This is a genomic window from Pseudomonas sp. NIBRBAC000502773, assembly GCF_006517195.1.
Classification (GTDB): Bacteria; Pseudomonadota; Gammaproteobacteria; order Pseudomonadales; family Pseudomonadaceae; genus Aquipseudomonas; species Aquipseudomonas marginalis.
Map to the genome: position 1 here is coordinate 2,173,553 of NZ_CP041189.1, position 15,767 is coordinate 2,189,319.

Consider the following 15,767-nt stretch of genomic DNA (forward strand, 5'->3'; position numbering starts at 1 on the left):
CCTCAGATGTTGAAGCTTTCGCCGCAGCCACATTCACCGCGTACGTTGGGGTTGTTGAACTTGAAGCCTTCGTTCAACCCTTCCTTGACGAAATCGAGTTCGGTGCCGTCCAGGTAGGTCAGGCTTTTAGGGTCGATAATCACTTTCTCGCCGTGACTTTCGAACACTTGGTCCTCATCGACCACCTCGTCGACGAACTCCAGCACATAGGCAAGGCCGGAGCAGCCCGTGGTGCGAACACCCAGACGAATCCCCTCACCTTTACCGCGCCCATCCAGGGAGCGTCGCACGTGCCGCGCAGCCGCTTCTGTCATGCTGATAGCCATCGTTGACTCCTTACTCGTCGCCAAATGCTTAGATCAAGCCTTTCTTCTGCTTGTAGTCGCGAACGGCCGCCTTGATGGCGTCTTCAGCGAGCACGGAGCAGTGGATTTTCACTGGCGGCAGGGCCAGTTCTTCGGCCAGCTGGGTATTGCTGATAGTCACAGCCTCATCCAGGGTCTTGCCTTTCATCCATTCGGTCGCCAGGGAGCTGGAGGCGATGGCCGAACCGCAACCGTAAGTCTTGAACTTGGCGTCTTCGATAACGCCGGCGTCGTTGACCTTGATCTGCAGGCGCATCACATCGCCGCACGCCGGAGCGCCGACCATGCCGGTGCCGACATCAGGATCTTCCGCGTTCATCTTGCCGACGTTGCGCGGGTTTTCGTAGTGGTCGATGACCTTTTCGCTGTAAGCCATGGTACTGAATCCTCACTCATCAGGGCCGCTCTGGAACCCTGTAGAAACGCCTGCGTTTTCCGCCACGTTCCTACAGAGCTGGGGTGGCGGCTTCTATAGTTAGTGTGCCGCCCACTCGATCTTGGAAATATCGACACCGTCTTTGTACATGTCCCACAGCGGCGACAGGACGCGCAGCTTGTTGACGGCTTCGCAGACTTTCTGCGCGGCGTAGTCGACTTGCTCTTCGGTGGTGAAGCGGCCGAACGTAAAGCGGATCGAGCTGTGTGCCAGTTCGTCGTTGCGACCCAGGGCGCGCAATACGTACGAAGGCTCAAGCGAAGCCGAGGTGCAGGCCGAACCGGACGAAACCGCCAGGTCCTTGAGCGCCATGATCAGCGACTCGCCTTCGACATAGTTGAAGCTCAAATTCAGGTTGTGCGGTACACGGGCAGTCATGCTGCCGTTGATGTACAGCTCTTCAAGGTTCTCGACCTGCTTGTAGAAGCGATCGCTCAAGGCCTTGATACGTACGTTTTCGGCTGCCATGTCTTCCTTGGCGACGCGGAAGGCTTCGCCCATGCCGACGATCTGGTGGGTCGCCAGGGTGCCCGAACGCATGCCGCGCTCGTGACCGCCGCCGTGCATGGTGGCTTCGATGCGCACGCGTGGCTTGCGGCTCACGTACAGGGCGCCGATGCCTTTGGGGCCGTAGGTCTTGTGGGCCGAAAACGACATCAGGTCGACTTTCAGCTTGGACAGGTCGATGTCGACCTTACCGGTGGACTGAGCGGCGTCGACGTGCAGCAGGATGCCTTTGGAACGAGTCAACTCGCCGATGGCCGCGATGTCGTTGATGGTGCCGATTTCGTTGTTCACGTGGATCACGGAAACCAGGATGGTGTCTTCACGCAGCGCGGCTTCGATCATCGCCGGGGTGACGATACCGTCGGTGGTTGGCTCGAGGTAAGTGACCTCGAAACCTTCACGCTCCAGTTGGCGCATGGTGTCGAGGACAGCCTTGTGCTCAATCTTGGTAGTGATCAGGTGCTTGCCTTTGGTCGCGTAGAAATGCGCCGCGCCCTTGATAGCCAGGTTGTCGGACTCGGTGGCACCGGAGGTCCAGACGATTTCACGCGGATCTGCGCCAACCAGGTCGGCAACCTGGCGACGAGCGTTTTCGACCGCTTCCTCGGCTTTCCAGCCGAAAACGTGGGAACGGGAGGCCGGGTTGCCGAAGTTTCCGTCGACCAGCAGGCACTCGCTCATCTTTTGCGCGACACGCGGATCAACCGGGGTGGTCGCTGAGTAATCAAGGTAAATCGGCAATTTCATGGACTTTCTCCTAAATCAGGCTGGCTGGCGTGCCGTTAGCTCTTCGGCTGTCACTCGACGGCGGACGCTTCGATCTTGTCCAGACGCGGCGCCTTGGTGTTGCAACGGCGCTGGTCCTGACGCTGGGCTACTTCTTGCACCTCACGGCGAGTCACAAGATCAGCCAAGCTGATACCACTCAAAAACTCATGGATCTGCAGGCTCAAGTCACACCACAAGTGGTGCGTCAGGCAGGTATCGCCGGCGTGGCAGTCACCCAGGCCCTGGCACTTGGTCGCGTCGACGGATTCGTTGACCGCGTCGATCACCTGGGCCACCTGGATGCCCTGCATGTCGCGGGACAGCTGATAGCCGCCGCCCGGCCCACGCACACTGGAGACCAGATTGCTACGGCGCAACTTGGCGAACAGCTGCTCAAGGTAGGACAGGGAAATGCCTTGGCGCTCGGAGATATCGGCCAGGGACACCGGCCCAGTTTGCGCGTGCAAGGCCAAGTCAAGCATGGCGGTCACCGCGTATCGGCCTTTTGTAGTCAGTCTCATGGACAAGTACCAAGGTGTTTCAGAATGGGAGCAAGTATGCGATTCCCGAGTATTTAAGTCAACTATAAGACCTAGTACTTTAGTCAGGATTACCCGTAAAAAGGGCGCGCGAATCATAGCAGGATGGGGCAGGGACGAACAGCGGCAGCGGGGCGATGGTTCGATATCGAGACGAATAAAGATCAAATGTGGGGGGGGGGGCTTGCCCCCGATAGCGGTGGATCAGTCAATATATTGGGTGACTGACAGATGGCCATCGGGGTGTAGAACCCTCCCACACGGGCCTAGCAGCAAATGTGAAATCTCAGCCAGCTTTGGTGGCGGGTTCACTCTTGATCTCGGCGAAGTCCTCTTCGCGCAGCTCAGGCAGGTCTTTCGCACAGTAGCTGCTGCCCAATTCCTTCAGCGCGCCACACATACCGTCCAGCTTGCCATCCACCGCTTGCAGGTGATCAAGCAACTGGCCGATGGCGCGCGCCACCGGGTCGGGCATGTCTTCGCTGACACCGTAGGCATCGAAACCGATTTTCTCGGCCATAGCCTTGCGCTTGGCTTCCTGCTCATCGCCCACTTCCGGCTTGACGATGATCCGCCCCGGAATACCCACCACTGTTGCACCGGCCGGCACCGCCTTGGTTACCACGGCGTTGGAGCCGACCTTGGCACCAGCCCCTACGGTGAACGGACCAAGCACCTTGGCACCCGCGCCCACCACCACGCCATCCTCCAGCGTCGGGTGGCGCTTACCCTTGTTCCAGCTGGTGCCGCCCAATGTCACGCCCTGGTAGAGGGTCACGTCATCACCGATCTCGGCAGTCTCACCAATGACGATGCCCATACCGTGATCGATAAAGAAGCGACGCCCCACCTTGGCACCCGGATGAATCTCGATCCCGGTCAACCAGCGGCCGAAGTTCGACACCAGCCGCGCCAGCCATTTCCAGCCCATGTTCCACAAGGCACCGGACAGCCGATGAATCCAGATCGCGTGCATGCCCGGGTAGCAGGTCAGCACTTCAAAGGCGTTGCGCGCCGCCGGATCACGGTGGAAAACACTCTGGATATCTTCTCGCAAACGCTCGAACATTTTTAATCCTTCCGCTTAAGAAGCTCGCCACGGGCCGCTTTCTGGGTTTCCGTGAGGATGCCACGCAATATATTCATTTCTGCTCGACTGACCGAGCTGCGCCCGTACAGGCGGCGCAGGCGCGCCATCAAGTGCCGAGGCTTTTCCGGATCGAGGAATTCGATGGCCACCAGGGTTTGCTCCAGGTGCTCATAGAACCGCTCCAGCTCGTCCATGGTGGCCAGTTCGCCACTCTTGGTCGACGCCACTTCATCCTTCTCTACCTTGCTCGGCTGGCCTTCAGCGGCCAGCCAGGCCATGCGCACTTCGTAACTCAACACCTGCACCGCTGCCCCGAGGTTCAGCGAACTGAACCCAGGGTCTGATGGAATGTGCACGTGATAATGACATCGTTGCAGCTCTTCATTGGTGAGGCCGGAGTCTTCACGGCCGAATACCAGGGCGATTTCAGCACCGCCGGCCGCCTCTTCCACCACCTTGGTACCGCACTCACGCGGATCCAGCAGCGGCCAAGGGATGCGGCGGTCACGGGCGCTGGTGCCAAGCACCAGGTTGCAGCCGACCAAGGCGTCTTCCAGAGTGGCGACCACCTGGGCTTTTTCCAGGATGTCATTGGCGCCGGATGCGCGGGCATCGGCCTCGTGGTGCGGGAACACGCGCGGCTCGACCAGCACCAGGCGCGTCAGCCCCATGTTTTTCATGGCTCGCGCCACCCCGCCGATATTGCCGGGATGACTGGTATTGACCAAGACGACACGAATGTTTTGCAGCAAGGTAGGCGCTCTCGGACACGGGAAAGGGGAGCAAATCTTACAGAACAGCCTAAGGTTATGCCATGAAAGCTAACGTCGTCCTTCACCTGAAGAAAGTTTCTGCTAGAATGCTCGGCTTTCTTTAACAACCTTAGGTGACACATCCATGCAGCCCATGCTGAATATCGCGCTGCGCGCCGCCCGCAGCGCCAGTGAATTGATCTTCCGCTCCATCGAGCGCCTGGATACCATCAAGGTCGACGAAAAAGACGCCAAGGATTATGTGTCCGAGGTGGATCGCGCCGCTGAACAGAAGATCATCGACGCGCTGCGCAAGGCCTACCCTACCCACGGCATCCTCGGCGAGGAAACCGGCCTGCACAAAGGCAGCGGCGAAGGCGAAGACTACCTGTGGATCATCGACCCACTGGATGGCACCACCAACTTCCTGCGCGGCATCCCGCACTTTGCCGTCAGCATTGCCTGCAAATACCGTGGCCGCCTGGAGCACGCTGTAGTACTCGACCCTGTTCGCCAGGAAGAATTCACCGCCAGCCGTGGCCGTGGTGCCCAGCTGAACGGTCGTCGCCTGCGCGTCAGCGGTCGCACCAGCCTGGACGGCGCCCTGCTGGGTACAGGCTTCCCGTTCCGTGACGACCAGATGGACAACCTGGAAAACTACCTGGGTATGTTCCGCGCCCTGGTTGGCCAGACTGCCGGCATCCGTCGCGCTGGCGCGGCCAGCCTGGACCTGGCCTATGTGGCTGCCGGTCGTTTTGATGCGTTCTGGGAGTCAGGCCTGTCCGAGTGGGACATGGCTGCAGGCGCCCTGCTGATCCAAGAGGCCGGCGGCCTGGTGAGCGACTTCACCGGCGGTCATGACTTCCTGGAAAAAGGCCACGTCGTTGCCGGCAACACCAAATGCTTCAAGGCCGTACTGACGGCGATCCAGCCGCACCTGCCGGCCTCGCTGAAGCGCTAAACGAGCGAGCATAAAAAAGCACCCTGCGGGGTGCTTTTTTTATGCTTGGGATTTGTTTGGCGCGAGCTTAAATACCAACAACACCACAAATCAAATACAGGAGAAGGCTTACTGCTGGTTCTGGCCCAGAACGAGACGCCCTTCCTTGTCGACTGGAATCTGGCCGCCCGGATCACGATCCATGCGCACCGAACCTTCCTTGCCATCCAAGGTGTAACGCACGTCATAGCCAACGACCTTGTCGCTGATGTCGTTGACGGTGTTACAGCGAGTCTGGGTGGTGGTATAGGTATCGCGGTTCTGCATGCCTTCCTGAACCTTGTTACCGGCGTAACCACCACCGACCGCACCTGCCACAGTGGCCAGCTTCTTGCCGTTACCGCCACCGACCTGGTTACCCAACAGGCCACCAGCCAGTGCACCCACCACCGTACCGACGATCTGATGTTGATCCTGCACCGGCTTCTGCCGGGTCACTGCGACGTCCTTGCAGACTTCGCGAGGTGTTTTAATCTGGGTTTTCACCGGCTGCACCGCCAGCACTTGCGCATACTCAGGGCCGCTTTTTACCAGGCTGTAGGTGGCAACAGCACCCCCGGCAGTTACACCGACAGCACCCAATACCGCACCAACCAGTAACGACTTGTTCACGTTGAACCTCCTGACCATCACAAACGGACCGAAAGATCCGCGCTATACCCAGCCTTGGAGCAAAAAAAAAGGCACGAGTTCAATACTCGTGCCCTTTTCGTAACAGCAGATCAACAAGCGCCCATCAAGGACGGTCGTCGACCTCCTTGCCAGTGGCGGCAGGAGGGATCAGGTCTTCGCTGTTGAGGTTCAGCCAGATCAGCACCACGTTGGCGATGTAGATCGACGAGTAGGTGCCCGCCAGGACGCCGATGAACAGCGCCAGGGAGAAGCCCCACAGGTTGTCGCCGCCGAAGATCATCAGCGCCGCGATCGCCAGCAAGGTGGAGATCGACGTCGCCATGGTCCGCAACAGGGTCTGGGTGGTGGAGATATTGATGTTCTCGATCAGCGACGCCTTGCGCAGTACGCGGAAGTTCTCACGAACCCGGTCGAATACCACGATGGTGTCATTGAGGGAGTAACCAATGATCGCCAGTACGGCCGCCAGCACGGTCAGGTCGAAGGTGATCTGGAAGTACGCCAGGATACCCACGGTGACGATCACGTCGTGGATCAGCGACACAATGGCGCCGACACCGAACTTCCACTGAAAGCGGAAAGCCAGGTAGATCATGATGCCGACCAGCGCCATCAGCATGCCGAGGCCGCCCTGGTCGCGCAGCTCTTCACCCACTTGCGGGCCCACGAACTCGACGCGCTTGACCGACGCCGGGTTGTCGCCACCCACCTTCTGCAAGGCCTCGGCTACCTGGTGACCCAGTTGCGGGTCTTCGCCAGGCATGCGCACCAGCAGGTCGGTGGTCGCACCGAAGCTCTGCACGATGGCTTCGTGATAGCCGGCCTTGACCAGCTCACTGCGCACCAGGGTGACGTCGGCAGGCTTCTCGTAGGTCAGCTCGATGAGCGTACCGCCGGTGAAGTCCAGACCGTAGTTCAGGCCCTTATGGAACCAGCTGAACAACGCCAGAACGGTAAGGAGCACAGTGACGCCGAACGCAATGTTGCGAACGCCCATGAAGTTGATTGTACGTAACATGGCAGCCCCTTAAATCCACAACTTCTTGAAGTCACGCCCGCCAAAGATCAGGTTGACCATTGCGCGGGTCACCATGATGGCCGTGAACATCGAGGTAAAGATACCGAGGGACATGGTTACCGCAAAACCTTTGACCGGGCCGGTGCCCATGGCAAAGAGGATCCCGCCGACCAGCAATGTGGTCAGGTTGGAGTCGAGAATCGCGGTAAATGCCCGGCCGAAGCCTTCGTTGATTGCACGCTGTACGGTCATGCCGGCGGCGATCTCTTCACGAATCCGCGAGAAGATCAGCACGTTGGCGTCTACCGCCATACCCATGGTAAGTACGATACCGGCGATACCTGGCAGGGTCAGCGTAGCGCCCAGCAGCGACATCAGGGCCAGCAGCATCACCATGTTGCCCGCCAGGGCCACGGTGGCAATGATGCCGAAGAAGCGGTAGATGGCGATGATGAACAGCGACACGAACAGCATGCCCCACAAAGCCGCGTCGATACCCTTGGTGATGTTGTCGGCACCCAGGCTCGGGCCGATGGTACGTTCTTCAGCGAAGTACATCGGCGCAGCCAGGCCACCGGCACGCAGCAACAGGGCCAGCTCCGAGGATTCGCCCTGGCCGTTCAGGCCGGTGATGCGGAATTGAGCACCCAGCGGCGACTGGATGGTCGCCAGGCTGATGATCTTCTTCTCTTCCTTGAAGGTCTGCACCGGTACGTCTTTCTCGACGCCGTTGACCATTTGCTTGGTGTAGGTGGTCACCGGGCGCTGCTCGATGAAGATCACCGCCATGCTGCGACCCACGTTGCTGCGCGTGGCGCGGCTCATCAGTTCGCCGCCGTGGCCATCCAGACGGATGTTCACTTCAGGTGTACCGTGCTCGCCGAAACCGGCCTTGGCGTCGGTCACCTGGTCACCGGTGATGATCAAGCCACGCTCGATCAGCGCCGGAGGACGGTTGCCTTCACGGAACTCGAACTCTTCGGAAGTTGCACGGGAAGCACCCGGCTCAGCCGCAAGACGGAACTCCAGGTTGGCGGTTTTACCCAGGATACGTTTGGCTTCAGCGGTGTCCTGCACACCCGGCAGCTCAACCACGATGCGGTTGGCGCCCTGACGCTGAACGATCGGCTCGGCCACACCCAGCTCGTTGACGCGGTTACGTACCGTGGTCAAGTTCTGCTTGATGGAGTACTCGCGGATTTCCGCGATTTTGGCCGGGCTCATCGCCAGACGCAGTACCGCCTGACCATTCAGGTCGGCCGGTACGATGTCGAAATCATTGAAGTTCTTGCGGATCAGCGCACGGGCCTGTTCACGGGAAGCTTCGTCAGAGAAGCCCAACTGGATGGCACCGTTGAGCTGCGGCAGGCTGCGATAACGCAGCTTCTCTTTGCGCAGCAGGCTCTTCACGTCGCCTTCATAGACCTTCAGGCGTGCGTCGAGGGCTTTGTCCATGTCGACTTCCAGCAGGAAGTGCACACCGCCGGACAAGTCCAGACCCAGCTTCATCGGGTGCGCGCCAATGCTGCGCAACCACTGCGGGGTGGTCTGTGCCAGGTTCAGCGCAACGACGTAGTCGTCACCCATGGCCTTGCGTACGACATCTTTTGCCGGCAATTGGTCTTCTTGCTTGGTCAGGCGCAACAACCCGCCCTTCGCACCAGCTGCCAATGTTGCCGCTTTAACCTGGATACCCGCGTCGGCCAGTGCCTTGCTCGCGCGCTCCAGGTCAGCCTGGTTGACCTGCAGCGAAGTGCTGGCGCCAGTGATCTGGATCGCCGGGTCATCAGGGTAGAGATTGGGAGCGGAATAAATAAAACCGATCGCCAGCACCGCCAGGATCAGTACGTATTTCCACAGAGGGTATTTGTTCAGCATCACGCCGCCCGCTTATAACGCGGGGCGCCTTGCGCGCCCCGTCGATTGGTAAAGGTTGGAACTTAGATCGCTTTGAGCGTGCCTTTTGGCAGCGTGGCGGCGATGGCGCCCTTCTGGAACTTCATTTCCACGGTGTCGGAGACTTCCAGAACCACGAAAGCATCGGAAACCTTGGTGATCTTGCCCGCGATACCGCCGGTGGTCACGACTTCGTCGCCTTTCTGCAGGCTGCCCAGCAGGTTCTTCTGCTCTTTGGCACGCTTGGCCTGTGGACGCCAGATCATCAGGTAGAAGATGACCAGGAAGCCGACCAGGAAAATCCACTCGAAACCACCGCCCATAGGGCCGGCAGCAGCAGGCGCAGCGGCGTCAGCCATGGCGTTAGAGATAAAAAAGCTCATTTAGCACTCCAGTTGCAAATAGTGAATCTTAGGGTCGGAAAACTCAGTCCAAGGGCGGCACAGGGAGCCCGCGCTTGGCATAGAAGGCATCGACGAAGGCGGCCAATGTACCCTGTTGAATAGCCTCGCGCAAACCAGCCATCAGGACTTGGTAGTGACGCAAATTGTGGATGGTATTCAACATGCTACCCAGCATTTCCCCGCATTTGTCCAGATGGTGCAGATAAGCACGGGAGAAGTTCTGGCAGGTGTAGCAATCACAGGTGGGATCCAGCGGCGAATCATCATGGCGATGGAACGCGTTACGGATCTTGAGCACGCCTGTATCGATGAACAGATGCCCATTGCGGGCATTACGGGTTGGCATCACGCAATCGAACATGTCCACACCGCGGCGCACACCCTCTACGAGATCTTCGGGTTTGCCAACGCCCATAAGGTAACGAGGTTTGTCAGCGGGCATCAGGCCTGGCAGGTAGTCCAGTACCTTGATCATCTCGTGCTTGGGTTCGCCCACCGACAGACCGCCGATGGCCAGGCCGTCAAAACCGATCTTGTCGAGGCCTTCCAGCGAGCGTTTGCGCAGGCTTTCATGCATGCCGCCCTGGACGATGCCGAACAGCGCCGCGGTGTTGTCGCCATGGGCATTCTTCGAACGCTGGGCCCAACGCAGGGACAGCTCCATGGAAATCCGCGCGACGTCTTCATCGGCCGGGTACGGCGTGCACTCGTCGAAAATCATCACGATGTCCGAGCCCAGGTCGCGTTGCACCTGCATGGACTCTTCCGGGCCCATGAATACCTTGGAACCGTCCACTGGAGAGGCAAAAGTGACGCCCTCCTCCTTGATCTTGCGCATGGCACCCAGGCTGAACACCTGGAAACCACCCGAGTCCGTGAGGATCGGGCCTTGCCACTTCATGAAATCATGCAGGTCGCCATGCTTCTTGATCACCTCCGTGCCTGGGCGCAACCACAGGTGGAAGGTGTTACCGAGGATGATCTCGGCGCCGGTGGCGACGATGTCACGCGGCAGCATGCCTTTGACGGTGCCGTAGGTGCCCACGGGCATGAATGCCGGGGTCTCTACCGTACCGCGCGGAAACGTCAGGCGACCGCGACGGGCTTTGCCGTCGGTAGCGAGCAATTCAAACGACATACGACTCATAGTTGTTCCTCTGGGCCGCGCGGCGCCGGATTACGGGTGATAAACATCGCATCACCGTAGCTGAAAAAACGGTATCCATTGTCGATGGCTGCTTTGTACGCCGCCATTGTTTCGGGATAACCCGCGAAGGCCGACACCAGCATCAACAGCGTGGATTCCGGCAAATGGAAGTTGGTAACCAGGCAATCGACCACATGGAACGGCCGGCCTGGGTAAATAAAGATATCGGTGTCGCCACTGAACGGTTTGAGCACGCCATCACGCGCCGCGCTCTCAAGGGAGCGCACGCTGGTGGTGCCCACCGCAACCACCCGCCCGCCGCGCGCCTTGCAAGCGTTAACCGCGTCCACGACGTCCTGGCTGACTTCCAGCCATTCGCTGTGCATATGGTGGTCTTCGATGTTATCCACACGCACCGGCTGAAATGTGCCGGCCCCCACGTGCAGGGTCACATAGGCTGTCTCGACGCCCTTGGCGGCAATCGCATCCAGCAGCAGCTGGTCAAAATGCAGCCCGGCAGTCGGCGCGGCAACTGCACCGAGGCGCCGGGAATAGACCGTTTGATAGCGCTCACGGTCCGAGTCTTCGTCGGGGCGGTCGATATAAGGAGGCAATGGCATATGACCGACGCGCTCCAGCAACGGTAAAACCTCTTCGGCGAACCGGAGTTCGAACAGCGCATCATGACGCGCCACCATCTCGGCTTCACCGCCACCCTCGATGAGGATGCTCGAACCCGGTTTCGGCGACTTGCTGGAGCGTACATGGGCCAGCACACGATGGCTGTCCAACACTCGTTCCACCAGAATTTCCAGCTTGCCGCCGGATGCTTTCTGGCCAAACAGCCGTGCCGGGATGACCCGGGTATTGTTGAACACCATCAGATCGCCCGGATGCAAATGCTCAAGCAAATCAGTGAATTGACGGTGTGCGAGGGTGCCGCTGGCCCCGTCCAGGGTCAGCAGTCGACTGGCGCGACGCTCGGCCAAAGGGTGGCGAGCAATCAGCGAATCCGGGAGTTCAAAAGTAAAGTCAGCAACGCGCATGATGGGGTTCGTCTAGCAGGGCCGGGAAGTCTAGCGGAAATAGTGAAAATAGACCATGAAACGTGATTGACCAACGGTAATCTCATCTCTATACTTCGCCGCCATTGAGCCCTGATGGCGGAATTGGTAGACGCGGCGGATTCAAAATCCGTTTTCGAAAGGAGTGGGAGTTCGAGTCTCCCTCGGGGCACCATCTTAAAGAAAGACCTTGAATTTCAAGGTCTTTTTTTTCGTCTGCAGAAAAGCACCCTGAGGCCGCGACAGCTCCCAGAGAGCGAGATAGCACTTCCCCCTCGCCTCCCATCATAAAGTCCAGCGAGCCCACTCACAGGCCTTGTAAGGGCGCTAAAACGCCCCTTGATTACCACTGAACCCACCCAAAGTACTGCTAGCGCTTCGAGCGGAGATCCTGTTTCACGCAATGGGCGTGGACTTTAGCACTGAAGCCCCTCCTGAGGCGCCTCTTCGCACTTTTCGACCGCCCAAAACAAAACCCCATCTGCTTTCGCAAATGGGGTTTCGGAATTTAATCTTGACGATGACCTACTCTCACATGGGGAAACCCCACACTACCATCGGCGATGCATCGTTTCACTGCTGAGTTCGGGATGGGATCAGGTGGTTCCAATGCTCTATGGTCGTCAAGAAATTCGGGTACTGAGTCGTGGCCAGCTGGCCTCGCTTCAGCAAATTGGGTATGTGACAGCTGTCGGTGTTTTGTAAGATCTCGAACTTTCGGTTCATTGCGTCTTCACACACCGCAATCTGGCCTTTCGACGCAAATTGCTTGGGTGTTATATGGTCAAGCCTCACGGGCAATTAGTATTGGTTAGCTCAACGCCTCACAGCGCTTACACACCCAACCTATCAACGTCGTAGTCTTCGACGGCCCTTCAGGGGACTCAAGGTCCCAGTGAGATCTCATCTTGAGGCTAGTTTCCCGCTTAGATGCTTTCAGCGGTTATCTATTCCGAACATAGCTACCCGGCAATGCCACTGGCGTGACAACCGGAACACCAGAGGTTCGTCCACTCCGGTCCTCTCGTACTAGGAGCAGCCCCTCTCAAATCTCAAACGTCCACGGCAGATAGGGACCGAACTGTCTCACGACGTTCTAAACCCAGCTCGCGTACCACTTTAAATGGCGAACAGCCATACCCTTGGGACCGGCTTCAGCCCCAGGATGTGATGAGCCGACATCGAGGTGCCAAACACCGCCGTCGATATGAACTCTTGGGCGGTATCAGCCTGTTATCCCCGGAGTACCTTTTATCCGTTGAGCGATGGCCCTTCCATACAGAACCACCGGATCACTAAGACCTACTTTCGTACCTGCTCGACGTGTCTGTCTCGCAGTCAAGCGCGCTTTTGCCTTTATACTCTACGACCGATTTCCGACCGGTCTGAGCGCACCTTCGTACTCCTCCGTTACTCTTTAGGAGGAGACCGCCCCAGTCAAACTACCCACCATACACTGTCCTCGATCCGGATAACGGACCTGAGTTAGAACCTCAAAGTTGCCAGGGTGGTATTTCAAGGTTGGCTCCACGCAGACTGGCGTCCACGCTTCAAAGCCTCCCACCTATCCTACACAAGCAAATTCAAAGTCCAGTGCAAAGCTATAGTAAAGGTTCACGGGGTCTTTCCGTCTAGCCGCGGATACACTGCATCTTCACAGCGATTTCAATTTCACTGAGTCTCGGGTGGAGACAGCGCCGCCATCGTTACGCCATTCGTGCAGGTCGGAACTTACCCGACAAGGAATTTCGCTACCTTAGGACCGTTATAGTTACGGCCGCCGTTTACCGGGGCTTCGATCAAGAGCTTCGCGTTAGCTAACCCCATCAATTAACCTTCCGGCACCGGGCAGGCGTCACACCCTATACGTCCACTTTCGTGTTTGCAGAGTGCTGTGTTTTTAATAAACAGTCGCAGCGGCCTGGTATCTTCGACCGGCATGGGCTTACGGAGCAAGTCCTTCACCCTCACCGGCGCACCTTCTCCCGAAGTTACGGTGCCATTTTGCCTAGTTCCTTCACCCGAGTTCTCTCAAGCGCCTTGGTATTCTCTACCCAACCACCTGTGTCGGTTTGGGGTACGGTTCCTGGTTACCTGAAGCTTAGAAGCTTTTCTTGGAAGCATGGCATCAACCACTTCGTTAACTAAAAGTTAACTCGTCATCAGCTCTCGGCCTTAGAATCCCGGATTTACCTAAGATTCCAGCCTACCACCTTAAACTTGGACAACCAACGCCAAGCTGGCCTAGCCTTCTCCGTCCCTCCATCGCAATAACCAGAAGTACAGGAATATTAACCTGTTTTCCATCGACTACGCTTTTCAGCCTCGCCTTAGGGACCGACTAACCCTGCGTCGATTAACGTTGCGCAGGAAACCTTGGTCTTTCGGCGTGGGTGTTTTTCACACCCATTATCGTTACTCATGTCAGCATTCGCACTTCTGATACCTCCAGCAAGCTTCTCAACTCACCTTCACAGGCTTACAGAACGCTCCTCTACCGCATCACTTACGTGATACCCGTAGCTTCGGTGTATGGTTTGAGCCCCGTTACATCTTCCGCGCAGGCCGACTCGACTAGTGAGCTATTACGCTTTCTTTAAAGGGTGGCTGCTTCTAAGCCAACCTCCTAGCTGTCTAAGCCTTCCCACATCGTTTCCCACTTAACCATAACTTTGGGACCTTAGCTGACGGTCTGGGTTGTTTCCCTTTTCACGACGGACGTTAGCACCCGCCGTGTGTCTCCCATGCTCGGCACTTGTAGGTATTCGGAGTTTGCATCGGTTTGGTAAGTCGGGATGACCCCCTAGCCGAAACAGTGCTCTACCCCCTACAGTGATACATGAGGCGCTACCTAAATAGCTTTCGAGGAGAACCAGCTATCTCCGAGCTTGATTAGCCTTTCACTCCGATCCACAGGTCATCCGCTAACTTTTCAACGGTAGTCGGTTCGGTCCTCCAGTTAGTGTTACCCAACCTTCAACCTGCCCATGGATAGATCGCCCGGTTTCGGGTCTATTCCCAGCGACTAGACGCCCTATTAAGACTCGCTTTCGCTACGCCTCCCCTATTCGGTTAAGCTCGCCACTGAAAATAAGTCGCTGACCCATTATACAAAAGGTACGCAGTCACCCAACAAAGTGGGCTCCCACTGCTTGTACGCATACGGTTTCAGGATCTATTTCACTCCCCTCTCCGGGGTTCTTTTCGCCTTTCCCTCACGGTACTAGTTCACTATCGGTCAGTCAGTAGTATTTAGCCTTGGAGGATGGTCCCCCCATATTCAGACAAAGTTTCTCGTGCTCCGTCCTACTCGATTTCATGACTAAGAGATTTTCGCGTACAGGGCTATCACCCACTATGGCCGCACTTTCCAGAGCGTTCCGCTAATCTCAAAGCCACTTAAGGGCTAGTCCCCGTTCGCTCGCCACTACTAAGGGAATCTCGGTTGATTTCTTTTCCTCAGGGTACTTAGATGTTTCAGTTCCCCTGGTTCGCCTCTTGCACCTATGTATTCAGTACAAGATAACCATCTTATGATGGCTGGGTTCCCCCATTCAGACATCTCCGGATCAAAGTCTGTTTGCCGACTCCCCGAAGCTTTTCGCAGGCTACCACGTCTTTCATCGCCTCTGACTGCCAAGGCATCCACCGTATGCGCTTCTTCACTTGACCATATAACCCCAAGCAATCTGGTTATACTGTGAAGACGACATTCGCCGAAAATTCGATCATACTCAATTAAGAGCCACTCACAAATTTTACCTTAGCCTGATCCGTTACCAGTGAAAGTAACGTTCAGTCTATCTTTCTATCACATACCCAAATTTTTAAAGAACGATCTAATCAAAGACTAGAAATCAACATTCACCATCATACCGATGGAATGCTCATTTCTAAGCTTTCATAACGCAGAAGCAGTAGTGGTGGAGCCAAACGGGATCGAACCGTTGACCTCCTGCGTGCAAGGCAGGCGCTCTCCCAGCTGAGCTATGGCCCCGTATTTCTACAGGCGTTTCCCACACAAAATTGGTGGGTCTGGGCAGATTCGAACTGCCGACCTCACCCTTATCAGGGGTGCGCTCTAACCAACTGAGCTACAGACCCAATTTCGGGCTGCTTCTTTATCGTCTTCTTCAATGAATCAAGCA

13 protein-coding genes, 3 tRNA genes and 2 rRNA genes are annotated in these 15,767 nt (G+C 57.3%); 2 read left to right on the forward strand and 16 right to left on the reverse strand.

From position 1 onward, the window contains the following. Positions 1-2: 2 nt before the first annotated feature. From iscA to trmJ, 6 genes are all read right to left on the reverse strand, one after another. Complete coding sequence (gene iscA / locus NIBR502773_RS09965; RefSeq protein ID WP_024077295.1) at positions 3-326, reverse strand: iron-sulfur cluster assembly protein IscA; 324 nt, start codon at positions 324-326, stop codon at positions 3-5. 28 nt (positions 327-354) lie between these two features. Then, the gene (gene iscU, locus NIBR502773_RS09970; protein ID WP_003175965.1) at positions 355-741 is read right to left on the reverse strand and encodes a Fe-S cluster assembly scaffold IscU; all 387 of its coding nucleotides are present in this window, start codon (positions 739-741) and stop codon (positions 355-357) included. 99 nt (positions 742-840) lie between these two features. Next, positions 841-2,055, reverse strand: coding sequence for an IscS subfamily cysteine desulfurase (locus tag NIBR502773_RS09975; RefSeq protein WP_017530022.1), 1,215 nt, complete (start codon positions 2,053-2,055; stop codon positions 841-843). 50 nt (positions 2,056-2,105) lie between these two features. Further along, positions 2,106-2,597, reverse strand: coding sequence for a Fe-S cluster assembly transcriptional regulator IscR (gene iscR / locus NIBR502773_RS09980; protein ID WP_003194020.1), 492 nt, complete (start codon positions 2,595-2,597; stop codon positions 2,106-2,108). A gap of 304 nt (positions 2,598-2,901) precedes the next feature. Continuing rightward, positions 2,902-3,684 carry a serine O-acetyltransferase gene (gene cysE, locus NIBR502773_RS09985; RefSeq protein ID WP_065924871.1) on the reverse strand — a complete coding sequence of 261 codons (783 nt, stop codon included), beginning with the start codon at positions 3,682-3,684 and terminating at the stop codon, positions 2,902-2,904. 2 nt (positions 3,685-3,686) lie between these two features. Next, positions 3,687-4,457, reverse strand: coding sequence for a tRNA (cytosine(32)/uridine(32)-2'-O)-methyltransferase TrmJ (gene trmJ / locus NIBR502773_RS09990; protein ID WP_027605410.1), 771 nt, complete (start codon positions 4,455-4,457; stop codon positions 3,687-3,689). Between the two features lie 145 nt (positions 4,458-4,602). Between trmJ and suhB the strand changes: the two genes are divergently transcribed. Then, on the forward strand, positions 4,603-5,418 hold the full coding sequence (gene suhB, locus NIBR502773_RS09995; RefSeq protein ID WP_003175971.1) for an inositol-phosphate phosphatase: 816 nt from the start codon (positions 4,603-4,605) through the stop codon (positions 5,416-5,418). Between the two features lie 108 nt (positions 5,419-5,526). On the opposite strand, the gene NIBR502773_RS10000 is transcribed toward suhB, so the two are convergent. The 6 genes from NIBR502773_RS10000 to queA all read right to left on the reverse strand — a co-directional run bounded on the left by NIBR502773_RS10000 (position 5,527) and on the right by queA (position 11,601). Next, on the reverse strand, positions 5,527-6,069 hold the full coding sequence (locus NIBR502773_RS10000; RefSeq protein WP_015885750.1) for a glycine zipper 2TM domain-containing protein: 543 nt from the start codon (positions 6,067-6,069) through the stop codon (positions 5,527-5,529). 124 nt (positions 6,070-6,193) lie between these two features. After that, positions 6,194-7,108, reverse strand: coding sequence for a protein translocase subunit SecF (secF, locus tag NIBR502773_RS10005; protein WP_027605409.1), 915 nt, complete (start codon positions 7,106-7,108; stop codon positions 6,194-6,196). A 9-nt stretch (positions 7,109-7,117) separates the two neighbouring features. After that, complete coding sequence (gene secD, locus NIBR502773_RS10010; protein WP_027605408.1) at positions 7,118-8,986, reverse strand: protein translocase subunit SecD; 1,869 nt, start codon at positions 8,984-8,986, stop codon at positions 7,118-7,120. 62 nt (positions 8,987-9,048) lie between these two features. Next, positions 9,049-9,387, reverse strand: coding sequence for a preprotein translocase subunit YajC (gene yajC / locus NIBR502773_RS10015; protein WP_003175975.1), 339 nt, complete (start codon positions 9,385-9,387; stop codon positions 9,049-9,051). A gap of 43 nt (positions 9,388-9,430) precedes the next feature. Then, positions 9,431-10,546 carry a tRNA guanosine(34) transglycosylase Tgt gene (tgt, locus tag NIBR502773_RS10020; RefSeq protein ID WP_003175976.1) on the reverse strand — a complete coding sequence of 372 codons (1,116 nt, stop codon included), beginning with the start codon at positions 10,544-10,546 and terminating at the stop codon, positions 9,431-9,433. A 5-nt stretch (positions 10,547-10,551) separates the two neighbouring features. After that, positions 10,552-11,601, reverse strand: coding sequence for a tRNA preQ1(34) S-adenosylmethionine ribosyltransferase-isomerase QueA (gene queA / locus NIBR502773_RS10025; RefSeq protein ID WP_141155952.1), 1,050 nt, complete (start codon positions 11,599-11,601; stop codon positions 10,552-10,554). 108 nt (positions 11,602-11,709) lie between these two features. Between queA and NIBR502773_RS10030 the strand changes: the two genes are divergently transcribed. Then, positions 11,710-11,794: transfer RNA gene (locus NIBR502773_RS10030), tRNA-Leu, on the forward strand. Positions 11,795-12,131: 337 nt separating this feature from the next. On the opposite strand, the gene rrf is transcribed toward NIBR502773_RS10030, so the two are convergent. The 4 genes from rrf to NIBR502773_RS10050 form a co-directional block, all read right to left on the reverse strand. Beyond that, positions 12,132-12,247 (reverse strand): 5S ribosomal RNA (rrf, locus tag NIBR502773_RS10035). Positions 12,248-12,399: 152 nt separating this feature from the next. Next, positions 12,400-15,291, reverse strand: a 23S ribosomal RNA gene (locus NIBR502773_RS10040). Positions 15,292-15,540: 249 nt separating this feature from the next. Continuing rightward, positions 15,541-15,616: transfer RNA gene (locus NIBR502773_RS10045), tRNA-Ala, on the reverse strand. A 30-nt stretch (positions 15,617-15,646) separates the two neighbouring features. Next, positions 15,647-15,723 (reverse strand) — tRNA-Ile (locus NIBR502773_RS10050). Positions 15,724-15,767: the final 44 nt, after the last annotated feature.